The organism is Lysinibacillus sp. FSL K6-0057 (assembly GCF_038630885.1).
GTDB classification, from domain to species: domain Bacteria; phylum Bacillota; class Bacilli; order Bacillales_A; family Planococcaceae; genus Lysinibacillus; species Lysinibacillus fusiformis_F.
This window is the reverse complement of sequence record NZ_CP152047.1, coordinates 3,353,173-3,368,257: the sequence shown is the minus strand read 5'-3', so window position 1 is coordinate 3,368,257 and position 15,085 is coordinate 3,353,173. Positions and strand designations below refer to the sequence as shown.

The following is a 15,085-nucleotide window of genomic DNA, read 5'->3' as shown; positions in this document are numbered from 1 at the left end:
CATACGTTAGCTGCTAGGAAGTGAGAATCTTCATTATTATGGAACATATAGAATGTTTAATCGAAAAAATGAGGCAGTTTTTTTAACTGCATGTTACAATAGATTTTATGCAAACAGAGCGGAGTGTGAATCATGGAGAAACGCGATTATTACGAGGTGCTTGGTTTAACAAAATCGGCTACAAAAGATGAGATTAAAAAAGCATACCGTAAATTATCAAAACAATATCACCCTGACCTTAATAAAGAGCCGGGTGCAGATGAAAAATTCAAAGAAATCGCTGAAGCATATGAAGTATTAAGTGACGACCAGAAAAAAGCACGCTACGACCAATTTGGTCATGAGGATCCGAATGCTGGTTTTGGTGGTGGCTTTGGAGGGGGCGGCTTTGGCGGCTTCGAGGATATTTTCAGTTCATTCTTTGGCGGAGGTGGTCGCCGTCAAGATCCAAATGCTCCACGTAAAGGGGATGATCTGCAATATCGTATGAACATCCAATTTGAGGAAGCAATTTTTGGAAAAGAAACAGAAATAGAAATCCCGAAAGATGAAACGTGTGAAACATGTCACGGTTCAGGAGCAAAACCAGGCACGCAACCAGAAACATGTTCGACATGTAAAGGTGCAGGTCAAATCAATCAAGCAGTGGATACACCATTTGGTCGTATGATGAATCGTCGTACATGCTCAACATGTCATGGAACAGGTAAAATTATTAAAGAAAAATGTACGACTTGTCGTGGAGAAGGAAAAGTCCAAAAACGTAAGAAAATTAAAGTGACGATTCCAGCAGGTGTGGATGATGGACAACAAATTCGTGTATCTGGTCAAGGTGAACCAGGTATAAACGGTGGACCTGCAGGGGATTTATATATTATGTTCCGCGTTCAAGGTCACAAGGATTTTGAACGAGATGGAGACGATATTTACTTCGAGTTGAAATTAACATTCCCTCAAGCAGCACTTGGGGATGAAATTGAAGTACCAACAGTCCATGGGAAAGTAAAATTACGTATTCCAGCTGGAACACAGTCAGGTGCTCAATTCCGTCTAAAAGATAAAGGTGTTAAAAATGTTCATGGTTATGGTATGGGTAATCAATATGTGACAGTAAAAGTGATGACACCAGAAAAATTAACGGAAAGACAAAAACAATTACTACGAGAATTTGCAGAAATTAGTGGCGATATCCCTGAAGAGCAAGGTAGTTCACTATTCGATAAAATTAAGAAAAAATTCCAAGGTGAATAATTAGAGGAGCTGAAGAGCTACGTGAAGTGGTCAGAATTATCCATTCATACAAAAAATGATGCGGTAGAAGCAATTTCGAATATTTTGCATGAAGCAGGTGCAAGTGGTGTTGTCATCGAAGATTCTGCAGAGTTTGCGAAGCCACGTGAAGATCAATATGGTGAAATTTATGCGCTAAATGAAGATGATTTTCCGAAAGATGGCGTGATTGTTAAAGCTTATTTATCGGAGTCTAGTTTTTTAAATGAAACAGTCGAAGAAATAAAAGCAGCTATCACAAATTTAACGAACTTTAACATTGATATTGGTGAAAATGTGGTATCCATTGTGGAAGTCAATGAAGAAGATTGGGCAACTGCCTGGAAGCAATACTACCATCCTGTTAAGATTTCTGAACGCTTTACTATCGTACCGACATGGGAGGAATACACACCTGTTTCAACAGATGAACTAATTATTGAATTAGACCCTGGTATGGCATTTGGTACAGGTACTCACCCAACAACGGTAATGTGTTTACAAGGACTTGAAAAGGTCATTAAAGAAGGGGATACGGTTGTTGATATCGGTACAGGATCGGGTGTATTGTCTATTGGTGCAGCATTACTTGGTGCCAAAAGTGTGCATGCGCTTGATTTAGATGAGGTTGCTGTACGTTCAGCGCGAGAAAATGTAGCATTAAATAAAGTGGAAGATAAGGTGGCAGTGTTCCATGGTAACTTATTGGATACTGTAAAAGAACCAGCAGATGTAGTAGTCGCTAATATTTTGGCTGAAATCATCATGTCCTTCACTGACGACGCGTATACAATTGTAAAACCAGGTGGATTATATGTCACTTCGGGCATCATCGGTGCAAAACGTGATGATGTTAAAGTAGCTTTAGAAGCTTCAGGCTTTGTGATCGAAGAAGTATTATTAATGGAAGATTGGGTAGCGATTATTGCCCGTCGTCCACTATAACTTGACTAAGGAAGCGCCAAATCGTGAGCCGTGTGCTTGTGATTTGGCGTTTTCGTTTCTTGCTAGAAAGGACTGTGTGGCATGCAACGTTATTTTATTGAAACAGCAATAGAGAATGCACGTATTAGTGGCGAAGATGCACGGCATATTGAGCGAGTGATGCGTATGAAACAAGGCGACAAAATTGTAGTTGTAGCACAAAACATTGCGCATATATGCACAATTGAAGGATTTGAAGGAGATGAGGTCGTCATTGAAGCGACTGGTCAAATAATCCCTTCATCAGAGCTACCTATTCAAGTAACAGTAGCTTGTGGTTTGCCAAAAGGTGATAAGCTAGAGCTCATTACCCAAAAAGCCACAGAGCTTGGGATGTTTGCTTTATTACCCTTTGAAGCTGAACGCTCCATTGTAAAATGGGACAAGAAAAAAGGAGCAAAAAAGCAAGAAAGATTACAGAAAATTGCCAAGGAAGCTGCGGAACAAGCCCATCGCACGCATATTCCAACAATTTTTGAACCCATATCATTTAAACAGCTGTTACAACAAATAGATCATTTCGACGCCGTGTTTATTGCGGATGAAGAGGATGCAAAGGCAGAAAAACGCACAAGGTTTGCGGAGAAGCTAAAAAACGTGTATGATAAGAAGTCGAAATCAATGCTTATAATATTTGGTCCTGAGGGGGGCATTTCTCGTCAAGAGTCGGAAGCGCTATTACAAGCAGGCGCTCAAACGATGTCATTAGGACCGAGAATTTTACGAGCAGAAACAGCGCCATTATACGCACTGTCTGCCATATCCTATGAATTTGAATGAAAGAGGTGTTCAGCCTTGTCAAAAGTGGCTTTTCACACACTTGGCTGTAAAGTAAATCATTACGAAACAGAAGCAATCTGGCAACTGTTCAAGGAAGAAGGCTATGATCGTACAGAATTTGATCATCAAGCAGACGTATATGTCATTAATACTTGTACAGTTACCAATACTGGAGATAAGAAATCTCGTCAGGTGATTCGTCGTGCAGTGCGACAAAATCCTGATGCCGTTATTTGTGTAACGGGATGCTATGCGCAGACATCCCCAGCAGAAATCATGGCGATTCCTGGCGTTGATATTGTTGTAGGAACACAGGATCGTACGAAATTGTTGGGCTATATTGACCAATATCGTGCAGAACGTCAACCGATTAATGCCGTACGTAATATTATGAAGAATCGTGTATATGAGGAACTAGATGTACCAGCATTTACGGACCGTACACGTGCTTCATTAAAAATACAGGAAGGCTGTAACAACTTCTGTACATTTTGTATTATCCCATGGGCACGTGGCTTAATGCGTTCTCGTGATCCACAAGAAGTTTTACATCAAGCACAGCAACTAGTTGACGCGGGCTATCTAGAAATCGTTTTAACGGGTATTCATACGGGTGGCTATGGACAAGACTTAAAAGATTATAATCTTGCACAGTTACTGCGTGATCTAGAAGCCAATGTAAAAGGCTTAAAGCGCCTTCGTATTTCATCTATTGAGGCTAGTCAATTAACAGATGAAGTCATTGAAGTTCTTCGTGAATCAAAGATTGTTGTTAACCATTTACACATTCCAATTCAATCAGGTTCTGATACGGTTTTAAAACGTATGCGTCGTAAATATACAATGGAATTTTTCGGTGAACGTTTAACGAAATTACATGAAGCATTACCTGATTTAGCTGTCACATCAGATGTCATTGTTGGTTTCCCAGGTGAGACAGAGGAAGAGTTTATGGAAACGTACAACTTTATTCGTGATCATAAGTTCTCTGAACTACACGTCTTCCCGTTCTCTCCACGTACAGGCACACCAGCTGCACGTATGGAGGATCAAATTGATGAAGATATTAAAAATGAGCGTGTACATCGCCTTATTTCTTTAAATGATCAACTGGCAAAAGAATATGCATCTCGTTTTGAAGAGCAAGTATTAGAAGTGATTCCTGAAGAATTTGTCCATGATGGCAGTGAAGAAGAAGGACTTCTAACTGGCTATACAGACAATTACTTAAAAATAGTGTTTGAAGGGCCAGAAAATCTCATTGGGCAGCTTGTAAAAGTAAAAATTACACAAGCAGGCTATCCACACTCACAAGGACAATTTGTTCGCGTTTTAGAAACAGTTAATTAATATGAAAAGGATTGCCAGCATCTATAGGCAATCCTTTTTTGTTCTTGGAAAATGCTAAAATAAATTCTAATATCGATGTCATAGTGCGAATTAAAATCAACCAAATCAATAATATAGAAAGATATTAGACGGCAACATGAAAAAGTGGTATGATTCGAAGAGGTACGTACATCTTGCTTAATGAAGGAGCGTTCAACAATGGAACAAAATTTTGCACGTATGATTGATCATACATTATTAAAGGCTGAGGCAACAAAGGAACAAATTGAAAAATTATGTGCAGAAGCTAAACAATTTAACTTTGCTTCTGTTTGTGTAAATCCAACTTGGGTTAAACGCAGCAGTGAATTATTACAAGGTACAGAAGTTGTAGTTTGTACGGTTATTGGCTTCCCGCTTGGTGCTAATACACCAGCAGTCAAAGCATTTGAAGCAAAAGATGCTATCGCTAACGGTGCAAAAGAAGTGGATATGGTCATTAATATCGGTGCGTTAAAAGATAAAAACGATGAACTTGTACAAGCGGATATCGCAGCAGTTGTAGAAGCGGCTAAAGGTAGCGCACTTGTAAAAGTTATTATTGAAGCATGCTTACTAACAGACGAAGAAAAAGTGAAAGCTTGTGAGTTAGCTGTAGCAGCAGGTGCTGACTATGTGAAAACATCTACTGGTTTTTCTACTGGTGGAGCAACAGCAGAGGATATTGCGCTTATGCGTAAAACAGTAGGTCCTGAGCTTGGTGTAAAAGCTTCAGGTGGCGTTCGTAGCTTAGAGGACATGAAAAAAATGGTGGAAGCTGGTGCAACTCGTATTGGGGCAAGCTCTGGTGTAGCCATTATGAATGGCTTAATCGCTGATTCTAACTATTAATTTTTTCTTTTTTATAGAAGCCATAAGCTCTTGCGTTTATTCGCAGGAGCTTATGGCTTCTTTGTGTCTAATCAGCATATCATTTTTTTATTCACATATACTCCACTGATGAATGTGAATACTGAAAGGAGGATGTCATGTTTACACAGTATAAGTCTTGGAGGCCCTATATTAGCCCATTCGACCCTTGTAAGCCTATAGAAGTAAAGTATTATGCCACACCCCCACAACTGTATATGGGTTTTCAACCACCTGGACTACCCCAATTCCAAACCCCAAGAGAAGCGCTAATGGCAGGTACGCTATGGCCACAGTTATTTAGCCCATACCCATTTCCCCCTAAAAGGAGGGAGGAAGAATGACTAAAAAGATGCCGCCCGAATTTTATAAGCAGTTAGAAGAAATACAAGCAATCGATTTCGTCATTGTTGAATTAAACCTCTATTTAGACACGCATCCACACGATTATGACGCCATTCAGCAATTTAATGAAAATACTGAGAAAAGTATGAAGCTCAAAATTGACTTTGAACAAAAATATGGACCACTCATGAATTTTGGGAGAAGCTATTCGAATTATCCTTTTAACTGGATTGATACACCATGGCCATGGCAAGTCTAATCAAAAGATTAGGAGGAAGAATTTTTGTGGTATTATGAAAAGAAGCTTCAGTATCCAGTAAAAGTTAGTACATGTAATCCAATGCTTGCTAAGTTTTTAATTGAGCAATATGGAGGGGCTGATGGGGAACTGGCTGCAGCTCTTCGCTACATGAATCAGCGCTATACGATTCCAGATAAAGTAGTGGGATTATTAACTGATATCGCAACAGAAGAATTTTCACACTTAGAAATGATTGCCACGATGATTTATAAGCTAACAAAAGATGCGACACCAGAAATGCTTAAAGAGGCTGGTTTAGGTGATCATTATGTGAATCATGATCGGGCTTTATTTTATCAAAATGCCTCGGGGGTACCGTTTACAGCAACCTATATTCAGGCAAAGGGTGATCCTATTGCAGATTTGTATGAGGATATAGCAGCTGAAGAAAAAGCACGCGCCACATATCAATGGATTATTGATTTATCCGATGACACCGATTTAAATGATAGCTTGAAGTTCTTACGTGAACGAGAAATTGTTCACTCTCAGCGTTTTAGAGAGGCTGTTGAAATTTTAAAAGATGATCAGGATCAGAAGAAGGTTTTCTAAAAATTTCTGGCTGTATCAAGTGGAACTTGAAACAGCCTTTTAGTTTGTCAAAATTATCATTTTCATTAGAATAAATATTGGATGTATTGCTAGCTAAATGTATAATGGGCAGGTTAACAAAAATAAAACCAAAAATTCACTTGATAATTTCGTATACTTTCTATTGACCATTATTAGACAATACGATATAATTTTTTAGTACACAACAGAAGGTTATTTGCCTAATTGTGTATTGACGTGTGTTCGGAGGGAGGGAAAGAGAGATGTCAAAAACTGTCGTTCGCAAAAACGAATCGCTTGAAGATGCTCTTCGCCGCTTCAAACGTACTGTATCAAAAAGTGGTACAATTCAAGAAGTTAGAAAGCGCGAGTTCTACGAAAAACCTAGCGTAAAACGTAAAAAGAAATCAGAAGCTGCACGTAAACGTAAGTGGTAATTTAATTTCCCATTAAAAATCCCTACGTTCATAACACGCAATTGTATGATTCACTGAGCAGACAAAGTTATACCTGAAATTAATCTCATTTTTGATTAATTTCAGGTATTTTACATTGCTCAACTTTACGTACATATGAAAAAGCCGAATGAAATCACATTGATTCATTCGGCTTTTTTACAACCCTCATGATGTGGGTAATTTTGATTCGAGATCATGATGTATAAATTAATAAATTTTTAAGATTTGTGAAACTTTTCGCATGATTGACCGTATATACAGAGGAGAAGCATGTTAGAAGGGAGGGAAAAAGGTGCGAAAACGGAGAATCCTCAGCTATTTACTAGTGATATGGATGACTTTTTTGTTAGCGTTTCCATTAACTTCGGCTTTTGCCAGTAATAAGGTTTATCATGTTCCGATTCATAATGAAGTAGAGCGAGGACTTCATGCATTTTTAGAACGAGCTTTTAAAGAGGCTGAAGAAAACAAGGCAGAGGCGATTATCTTAGAAATAAATACGCCTGGCGGTTTCGTGAATGCGGCAAGTGATATCGCCATGCTTATGGATGCAACGGACTTAAAAACGATTGCTTATATTAATAAGGATGCACACTCAGCAGGAGCTTTTTTAGCCTTACATGCGGAAAAGATCTACATGGTTCCAAATGGAACAATCGGTGCAGCGGCAGTTATCGATTCAGCAGGGAATGCAGCCGACTTAAAGGCCAATAGTGCTTGGCTTGCTCAAATGAAAGCAGCGGCAGAAACGTCAGGTCGCGACCCTAAGTATGCATTAGCCATGGCAGATACCAACTATGAACTACCAGAATACCGTGCTGGCGGTAAGAATTTATTAACCTTATCAGCCTCAGAGGCATTAAAGGTTAAGTACTCTGAGGGGACGGTTAAGAATTTTCAGGAGCTTTTAGAGGTAACTAACCTAAATGGTAGTGATATAGTTTCCATTGAACCAACCTTCTCTGAAAAATTGGCTCGTTTTATTACAAATCCCATCATTGTACCTATTCTATTATCTATCGCAAGTTTAGGACTTGTAATGGAGCTTTATTCGCCAGGATTCGGCGTTCCAGGTATAATGGGTTTATCAGCACTTGGTTTATTTTTCTTTGGACATATGGTTGCGGGCTTTGCGGGATATGAAACATTGTTGTTATTTATTATTGGTTTAGCCCTTTTAATTGCAGAGTTTTTTGTCCCCGGTGGTATTGTTGGTATTTTAGGTGGTGTATTAATAGTACTAAGTCTGATACTGGCAGGTGCAAATATGATGCAAATGATAGTAGCAATTCTCATTGCGCTTGTGATAGCGATGATAGGAATGGTGATTCTGATGAAATTTTTCGGAAAAAAACTGCATGTCTTAAACAGGCTTGTGTTAATGGATGCAACCACGACAGAAGAAGGGTATGTATCTAATGTGAATCGCACAGAACTGTTAGGGAAAATAGGGAAAACGCTTACGCCATTACGTCCATCTGGAACAATGGTACTGGGTAGTGAACGCATTGATATTGTATCAGAAGGTGGCTATATCGATGCCAACCAACATGTAGAAATTATTAAAGTTGAAGGCTCACGCATTGTTGTGAGACAAACAGATAAAGAGATGGAGGAATAGAAAATGGGTCTTGATTTAGGTTTGATTGGTCCTATTGCCGGACTAGTTATTTTATTCATTGTTCTTGCGGTATTCTTTACCTTTGTACCCGTAGCACTGTGGATTTCTGCATTAGCAGCAGGTGTACGTGTGAGTATTTTCACATTAATTGGGATGCGCTTACGTCGTGTAATCCCTTCACGAATTGTTAATCCGTTGATTAAAGCACATAAAGCAGGTTTACCTGTTACGATAAACCAGTTAGAGAGTCACTATTTAGCAGGTGGTAATGTCGACCGCGTCGTGAATGCCTTAATTGCGGCTCACCGTGCTAATATTGAGTTATCGTTTGAACGTTGTGCAGCAATTGATTTAGCTGGGCGTGATGTGTTAGAAGCTGTTCAAATGTCTGTTAATCCAAAAGTTATTGAAACACCATTCATTTCAGGTGTAGCAATGAACGGGATTGAGGTTAAAGCAAAGGCCCGTATTACTGTGCGTGCCAACATCGAGCGTTTAGTCGGTGGTGCTGGTGAAGAAACGGTAATTGCCCGTGTAGGGGAAGGGATCGTTTCTACAATTGGTTCCGCTACTAGTCATACGGAAGTATTAGAAAATCCGGATATGATTTCGCAAACCGTATTATCTAAAGGTTTAGATTCAGGGACAGCCTTTGAAATCTTATCCATTGATATTGCCGATGTAGATATCGGTAAAAACATCGGGGCCGAATTACAAATTGAACAAGCACAAGCGGATAAAAACATTGCGCAAGCAAAAGCTGAGGAACGTCGTGCAATGGCTGTAGCAAATGAGCAAGAAATGATTGCACGTGTTCAAGAGATGAAGGCGAAAGTAGTAGAAGCAGAGGCAGAAGTACCACAAGCGATGGCTGAAGCCTTACGTTCTGGTAATCTTGGTATTATGGATTATATGAACTATCGTAATATCCAAGCGGATACAGCAATGCGCGACTCGATTTCAAAAGTAAGTAATGATAAGCCTGAAAAAAATGAACCCAATGCTTAATAACGGAAAGGAGCAGAACTAACATATGGAACAGTTAATACTCTTTGCCATAATTGCCATAGTCAGCTCTATTTTCGGAAAATCAAAAAATAAAAAGCCTCAGAAACAGATGCCTCCTTTTAATAAAGACACAGTGGCAGAGCCTCCAGTTATGGAGAAAGCACCACATCGTACAGGGAAAGCACAGAGTTTTGAAGATTTTGCACGAGAATTTATAGGTGACTGGATTCCAGAAAATGAAAAAGTCGAGGAGCCTAAAAAATTTGTCGAAGAACAAGTGAAAAAGGAAATGCCAAGCTATATTGCCCCAACAGTCACTCCAGCAGATGTCCCTCGCCGTACTTCGAATCGAGAAAGTCGAGGACGTTTAGCTGCTGGAAAAAAAGAAGTGCAATCAGTTGGCACTCATTCGACTATACAACTACCTCAATCTAAAAATGATCTTGTGCAAGCAATCGTGATGGCTGAAATATTAGGGCCACCGAAATCAAAAAGAAAATAACTAGCATGTCCTCCTTTTTCGATGCATATATTGCCGAAGAAGGAGGCATTTTTTATGAAAAAATTATTTCAATTAACGCCACTACTTGAGTTGTTAGAATACGAATCATTAAAAATTATTGGACCCTACCGTTTTATTCATGCAGATGCTACGACCTGTTCGTTTGTCTATGCAGATTATCATATTACTGTCAATGCGGATTCAGTGACAATCAATGCGCTCAAAGAAGAGATGCTACATCTATCTGTTGACAATCTACAGGAACTTCATATGAAAATGACAAAGAATATGGGTGTGAGCTAAAATGTGGAATAATCGGCCTATTATTATACGTATAAAGCGCCATGAAAATGTTCATCCTTTTATTCAAGCATTGCACGCTCAACATGTTCCATTAAAGCGTGTAGTCTTTCGTGAGCAGGAAGTTTCCTTTGAAACGACGATGCATTATCTACCAAAAATTCGCCGTGTGCGAAGACGTTTTCGTTTGAAAATGGCTGTTTTTTATGCAGATGAGCTTCAAGTTTTTCGAGCGCAAATTTGGACTTTGTTGGGCTTAGCCTTAATGATTGCTATTCCGATCCTCTGTGCACAAGTCATTTGGCGAGTGGACATCGAAGCAGCGACACCAGAGCTGGAGCAGCGTTTAGGCAAGACCTTTCATGATACCTTTCAACTAGAAACCCCGCTATCCAAAAAAAAATTACCTTCAAATACGGTCATACGACAAAAGCTGTTAGAGCAGCACCGAGAGCTATCATGGGTGCATATTGATAAACACGGCGGACGAGTAATTCTGAGACCACAAGAATCACCGAAACAAACAGAGCAAACAAATGACAAATTAGCCTCCCATATAGTAGCCACGAAAAGTGGTGTCATTACCCACTTTAATATACAACATGGCGAGCGAAAAATTTCAGTAAATGATACAGCCTATGAGGGGGATGTCCTCGTTAGTGGTGTATTAGAAAGTGGTAAAGATCAAGTTTTTGTTGGAGCAAAGGGTGAGGTTTTTGCAGATTATTGGCTTGAATGTTCGTTTAAAATTCCAACAAAAATTACGGTGGAAACGTTGCAACAAAAACAATGGCGGGTATTGGTAAAGGGTATACATCAGGAAAAGGTAGATTATGTACAAAAGAAGGATTTACCGAATTGGCTAACCCACTATGTTTCGATTGTGGAGGAGCAACAGACGAAAACCATGCAAGTGGAGCTGGATGAATCGAAAATTGAGTCATTGTTGATTCCTTTATTGCATGAAAAAGTATTGCGTTCGTTACCTGCAAAAACAATTATTAAGAAAGAAAACCTTTTACAGGCAAAGTGGGGGAATGGTACAGTTGAAGGGAAAGTTCTATTTTTAGTCAATGAAAACATTGCAAGTCCAATACAAGGCCTACAAGGAGAATGATTATGTCAGAACAGTTAACTGTATTACAGGTGGATAATCCAAATGAAGCGGTTATGCTACTCGGTATTTCCGATGCAAATATGAAATTAGTTGAAGAAGCACTCAAAGTTCATATCATTACGCGTGGTGAACAAATTCAACTGGCGGGTGAAGAAAATGCTAAGGAACAGGCAACCTATCTTTTACATGCTTTATTGAAGGTCATTCGCAAAGGAATTAATATTGATCAACGTGATGTCTCAACTGCGATTGAAATGACACAAAAAGGAACGATTGAATATTTTGCAGAACTGTATGATGAAGAAATAGCACGCACGACGAAAGGCAAACCGATTCGTGCAAAAACAATTGGTCAACGAGAATACATACAAGCAATCCGTCATAAAGACGTTGTTTTCGGTATTGGTCCAGCTGGTACTGGGAAAACGTATTTAGCGGTAGTCATGGCAACACAGGCACTTAAAAATGGCCATGTTAAGCGAATAATATTAACTCGCCCTGCTGTTGAAGCAGGAGAGTCTCTAGGCTTCCTTCCAGGGGATTTGAAGGAAAAGGTAGATCCATATCTACGACCTCTCTACGACGCTCTAAATGACATCTACGGGTCCGAACAAACACAACGGCTGATAGAACGGGGAACGATTGAAATCGCTCCTTTAGCCTATATGCGTGGCCGTACATTAGATGATGCCTTCGTTATTTTAGATGAAGCACAAAATACAACCCATCAACAAATGAAAATGTTCCTAACACGTCTAGGCTTCGGTTCTAAAATGGTCATTACAGGGGATAAAACGCAAATCGATTTACCTAAAAATACGGAATCCGGCTTGATTGTAGCGGAACGTACATTAAAGTATGTGAAATCTATCCATTTCCAAGTATTAGAACAAGGCGATGTAGTCCGTCATCCAATCGTTGCCAAAATCATCCAAGCCTACGAAGAACAGCAACTTTAGAATTGCGTAGCAATTCTAAAGTCTGCCCCGAAAGCGAAGCGGCAGGGGCAACGAGGTTTTGAAGTCTGCCCGGAAAGCGAAGCGGCAGGGGCAACAGGGTTTAAAGTCTGCCCGGAAAGCGAAGCGGCAGGGGCAACAGGGTTTAAAGTCTGCCCGGAAAGCGAAGCGGCAGGGGCAACAGGGTTTAAAGTCTGCCCGGAAAGCGAAGCGGCAGGGGCAACAGGGTTTAAAGTCTGCCCGGAAAGCGAAGCGGCAGGGGCAACAGGGTTTAAAGTCTGCCCGGAAAGCGAAGCGGCAGGGGCAACGAGGTTTTAAAGTCTGCCCCGAAAGCAAAGCGACAGGGGCAACGGGTTTTGAAGTCTGCCGGGAAAGTAAAAGCCTAAATTACGAAATTAATCAAAATATGGAAAAAAATGTGACAGCTATGCGAAAAAGCATAGCTGTTTTTTGCTTTCTTATACATTTTTCGAGAAAAATGTATGTTGAATTGGTATGATAGTAGGTAGATAGAGGAGGTGCCAGATGGAGAAACAACTTCGAAAATTTACAGAGCTTATCGGTTTTCGCTACTTTCTTATCATCATTCTCATTTTAACAGGCGGCCTACAATTTGCATTTATGTATGGCAATGTTAAAGGAGTTACATATGATTTCAAACCATTACAGCTTGCGCCTGAAACCGTACGATCTACTAAAACGATTGAAGACACTTATAAGACACAGCTAGAGAGAGAAAAAGCTGCCAATGCAGTGGATTCGGTCTATCAATTTTCGGAGGATGTCGCCAAGCAAAGAGCAGCGATTGTAACATCATTATTTGATTATGTTTTGGAAGTGAAAAAGGATGTTGCAAATAGTAAGGAACCTATTCCTATTGCCGACCAAGTTGCACAGCTTCGCAAAAAATTTGAATCAATAGACGAAGACCAGATGCCGTTAATTTTTACAGATTCACAGCTGGAAGGTCTATTAGTGCAAAGTGAAGAAGATTTAACAAGAACAAGTACGCAATTATCCAAATTTGTAGAGGAATATTTACAAAAATCCATCCGACCAGAGAACGTTTTTGTTGCTCAAAATGATTTTGAGACCAAGATTCGTGGACAACGAGGGTACCCTGATAAAATATTCAATACAGTCGTGTTAATAGGACGTACAAGCATTATTGAAAATGAAACAATTAACGAAGAACAGACGAAGATTCGAAAACAGCAGGCCAAAGAAAGCGTAGAGCCTACACGCATTTTACAAGGTCAGATTATTGTTCAGGAAGGCCAAATTATTGATAATGAGGCTTTCAGACAATTAGAGCTATTAGGGATGGTTAGTAATAAAGCCTCCTTGAAGCCTATTGCAGGGCTTATTATTTTAACGCTATTGCAAATGATGTTTATGTATATTTTATTTGAGCGTTGGGAGGCTAACGAACGAAAAAAACGTAATGCACTGTTAGTGACAGTGATTGTTTATAGTTTGTCTATCTTGCTGATGGAATTTATTAGCTTAGTTTCTGGTGGCTTTGATGTGACGATTGCCTTCCTATTCCCAACTGCATTAGCTACAATGCTTGTACGATTGTTAGCAGATGAGCGAGCGGCTGTTTTGGTTACAGTCATGACTGCTGCTTCAGCAGGTGTTATTTTCCAAGAAGGCTATTCATCTGTTATGCAAATGGAAATTACGTTGTATATCATATTTGGAGGGTTTGCAAGCCTATTCTTTTTGCGTAGTGTGGAAAAACGCTCACATATTTTACATGCGGTTGGTGTGATTTCTCTTGTCAACATGGCATTTATCGCCTTTTATTTATTAATGACACAATCATCTTATGGCTTACCAGAATTAGTATTTTACTTAATAGCAGCGATGTTGTCTGCCTTGCTTTCAGGGGCATTGACAATGGGTCTTTTACCATTCTTTGAATCAGCATTTAGCTTACTATCGTCTTTACGTTTAATCGAATTATCCAATCCCAATCACCCATTATTAAAAAAATTACTAATGGAAACGCCAGGGACATATCATCATAGTGTGATGGTAGCGAATCTAGCAGAAGCTGCCTGTGAAGAAATCGGTGCGGACGGCTTATTAGCACGTGTTGGCTGTTATTATCATGATATCGGTAAAACTAAACGTCCAGCCTTTTTCATCGAAAATCAGATGTCGGGTATTAATCCGCATGATTCATTACCACCTGAAACAAGTGCAGAGATTATTATCGCCCATACGACAGATGGTGCCAACATGTTAAAACGTTATAAAATGCCTCAAGAAATCATTGATATCGCTTTACAGCATCATGGCACAAGTTTGTTAAAATTCTTCTTATTTAAAGCGAAGGAAGAAGGAAAAAGCATTGATGAAGCAAAGTTCCGATATCCAGGGCCTAAACCACAAACAAAGGAAGCGGCTGTTATAAGTGTTGCGGATAGTGTTGAGGCAGCGGTACGTTCAATGAAAGAGCCAAACGCAGAGAAAATTCAGAAGCTAGTACGAGCGATCATTGATGATCGCGTACAAGATAATCAGTTTGATGAATGCGATATTTCAATAAAAGAGTTAAAATGTATAGAGAGAGTACTTTGCGAAACGTTGAATGGTATTTTCCATTCACGTATTGAATATCCAAAGGCAGATAAGTAGGAGGATCT

17 protein-coding genes are annotated in these 15,085 nt (G+C 39.6%); all 17 read left to right on the top strand.

Annotated elements, in window-relative coordinates:
• Positions 1–132: 132 nt before the first annotated feature.
• The 17 genes from dnaJ to MHB40_RS16740 all read left to right on the top strand — a co-directional run bounded on the left by dnaJ (position 133) and on the right by MHB40_RS16740 (position 15,077).
• Complete coding sequence (gene dnaJ, locus MHB40_RS16820; RefSeq protein WP_016995416.1) at positions 133–1,251, top strand: molecular chaperone DnaJ; 1,119 nt, start codon at positions 133–135, stop codon at positions 1,249–1,251.
• 21 nt (positions 1,252–1,272) lie between these two features.
• The gene (prmA, locus tag MHB40_RS16815) at positions 1,273–2,214 is read left to right on the top strand and encodes a 50S ribosomal protein L11 methyltransferase (RefSeq protein WP_004227050.1); all 942 of its coding nucleotides are present in this window, start codon (positions 1,273–1,275) and stop codon (positions 2,212–2,214) included.
• A gap of 81 nt (positions 2,215–2,295) precedes the next feature.
• Positions 2,296–3,033 carry a 16S rRNA (uracil(1498)-N(3))-methyltransferase gene (locus MHB40_RS16810; RefSeq protein ID WP_342441017.1) on the top strand — a complete coding sequence of 246 codons (738 nt, stop codon included), beginning with the start codon at positions 2,296–2,298 and terminating at the stop codon, positions 3,031–3,033.
• 15 nt (positions 3,034–3,048) lie between these two features.
• The gene (mtaB, locus tag MHB40_RS16805; RefSeq protein WP_342441016.1) at positions 3,049–4,383 is read left to right on the top strand and encodes a tRNA (N(6)-L-threonylcarbamoyladenosine(37)-C(2))-methylthiotransferase MtaB; all 1,335 of its coding nucleotides are present in this window, start codon (positions 3,049–3,051) and stop codon (positions 4,381–4,383) included.
• A 198-nt stretch (positions 4,384–4,581) separates the two neighbouring features.
• Complete coding sequence (gene deoC, locus MHB40_RS16800; protein ID WP_205444479.1) at positions 4,582–5,253, top strand: deoxyribose-phosphate aldolase; 672 nt, start codon at positions 4,582–4,584, stop codon at positions 5,251–5,253.
• Between the two features lie 137 nt (positions 5,254–5,390).
• Positions 5,391–5,615: a spore coat associated protein CotJA gene (locus tag MHB40_RS16795; RefSeq protein WP_342441015.1), complete on the top strand. Its 225-nt coding sequence runs from the start codon at positions 5,391–5,393 to the stop codon at positions 5,613–5,615.
• Positions 5,612–5,875 (top strand): spore coat protein CotJB, encoded by a 264-nt coding sequence (locus MHB40_RS16790; RefSeq protein WP_016994107.1) that lies wholly within the window; start codon positions 5,612–5,614, stop codon positions 5,873–5,875. Before MHB40_RS16795 ends, MHB40_RS16790 begins: the two co-directional genes overlap by 4 nt.
• A gap of 24 nt (positions 5,876–5,899) precedes the next feature.
• Positions 5,900–6,469, top strand: coding sequence for a manganese catalase family protein (locus MHB40_RS16785; RefSeq protein WP_342441014.1), 570 nt, complete (start codon positions 5,900–5,902; stop codon positions 6,467–6,469).
• 263 nt (positions 6,470–6,732) lie between these two features.
• Positions 6,733–6,906, top strand: coding sequence for a 30S ribosomal protein S21 (gene rpsU, locus MHB40_RS16780; protein WP_004227078.1), 174 nt, complete (start codon positions 6,733–6,735; stop codon positions 6,904–6,906).
• A 313-nt stretch (positions 6,907–7,219) separates the two neighbouring features.
• Positions 7,220–8,548, top strand: a complete 1,329-nt coding sequence (locus MHB40_RS16775; protein WP_342441013.1) for a nodulation protein NfeD — start codon at positions 7,220–7,222, stop codon at positions 8,546–8,548.
• A 3-nt stretch (positions 8,549–8,551) separates the two neighbouring features.
• Entirely contained in the window at positions 8,552–9,556 is a 1,005-nt protein-coding gene (gene floA / locus MHB40_RS16770; RefSeq protein ID WP_342441012.1) for a flotillin-like protein FloA, read from the top strand.
• 25 nt (positions 9,557–9,581) lie between these two features.
• Positions 9,582–10,058: a hypothetical protein gene (locus tag MHB40_RS16765; protein ID WP_342441011.1), complete on the top strand. Its 477-nt coding sequence runs from the start codon at positions 9,582–9,584 to the stop codon at positions 10,056–10,058.
• A gap of 54 nt (positions 10,059–10,112) precedes the next feature.
• The gene (locus MHB40_RS16760; RefSeq protein ID WP_205444468.1) at positions 10,113–10,361 is read left to right on the top strand and encodes a hypothetical protein; all 249 of its coding nucleotides are present in this window, start codon (positions 10,113–10,115) and stop codon (positions 10,359–10,361) included.
• A 1-nt stretch (position 10,362) separates the two neighbouring features.
• Entirely contained in the window at positions 10,363–11,475 is a 1,113-nt protein-coding gene (locus tag MHB40_RS16755) for a sporulation protein YqfD (protein WP_342441010.1), read from the top strand.
• 2 nt (positions 11,476–11,477) lie between these two features.
• Positions 11,478–12,434, top strand: coding sequence for a PhoH family protein (locus tag MHB40_RS16750; RefSeq protein WP_205444466.1), 957 nt, complete (start codon positions 11,478–11,480; stop codon positions 12,432–12,434).
• A gap of 58 nt (positions 12,435–12,492) precedes the next feature.
• Positions 12,493–12,930 (top strand): hypothetical protein, encoded by a 438-nt coding sequence (locus MHB40_RS16745; RefSeq protein ID WP_342532995.1) that lies wholly within the window; start codon positions 12,493–12,495, stop codon positions 12,928–12,930.
• A 26-nt stretch (positions 12,931–12,956) separates the two neighbouring features.
• Complete coding sequence (locus tag MHB40_RS16740) at positions 12,957–15,077, top strand: HD family phosphohydrolase (RefSeq protein ID WP_205444465.1); 2,121 nt, start codon at positions 12,957–12,959, stop codon at positions 15,075–15,077.
• Positions 15,078–15,085 lie beyond the last annotated feature (8 nt).

What these genes read in the sequence shown, in the direction of transcription:
- dnaJ (WP_016995416.1), top strand. Translation starts at nt 133, where the DNA reads ATGGAGAAACGCGATTATTACGAGGTGCTTGGTTTAACAAAATCGGCT.
- MHB40_RS16810 (WP_342441017.1), top strand. Translation starts at nt 2,296, where the DNA reads ATGCAACGTTATTTTATTGAAACAGCAATAGAGAATGCACGTATTAGT.
- deoC (WP_205444479.1), top strand. Translation starts at nt 4,582, where the DNA reads ATGGAACAAAATTTTGCACGTATGATTGATCATACATTATTAAAGGCT.
- MHB40_RS16795 (WP_342441015.1), top strand. Translation starts at nt 5,391, where the DNA reads ATGTTTACACAGTATAAGTCTTGGAGGCCCTATATTAGCCCATTCGAC.
- MHB40_RS16790 (WP_016994107.1), top strand. Translation starts at nt 5,612, where the DNA reads ATGACTAAAAAGATGCCGCCCGAATTTTATAAGCAGTTAGAAGAAATA.
- rpsU (WP_004227078.1), top strand. Translation starts at nt 6,733, where the DNA reads ATGTCAAAAACTGTCGTTCGCAAAAACGAATCGCTTGAAGATGCTCTT.
- floA (WP_342441012.1), top strand. Translation starts at nt 8,552, where the DNA reads ATGGGTCTTGATTTAGGTTTGATTGGTCCTATTGCCGGACTAGTTATT.
- MHB40_RS16765 (WP_342441011.1), top strand. Translation starts at nt 9,582, where the DNA reads ATGGAACAGTTAATACTCTTTGCCATAATTGCCATAGTCAGCTCTATT.
- MHB40_RS16760 (WP_205444468.1), top strand. Translation starts at nt 10,113, where the DNA reads ATGAAAAAATTATTTCAATTAACGCCACTACTTGAGTTGTTAGAATAC.
- MHB40_RS16755 (WP_342441010.1), top strand. Translation starts at nt 10,363, where the DNA reads ATGTGGAATAATCGGCCTATTATTATACGTATAAAGCGCCATGAAAAT.
- MHB40_RS16750 (WP_205444466.1), top strand. Translation starts at nt 11,478, where the DNA reads ATGTCAGAACAGTTAACTGTATTACAGGTGGATAATCCAAATGAAGCG.
- MHB40_RS16740 (WP_205444465.1), top strand. Translation starts at nt 12,957, where the DNA reads ATGGAGAAACAACTTCGAAAATTTACAGAGCTTATCGGTTTTCGCTAC.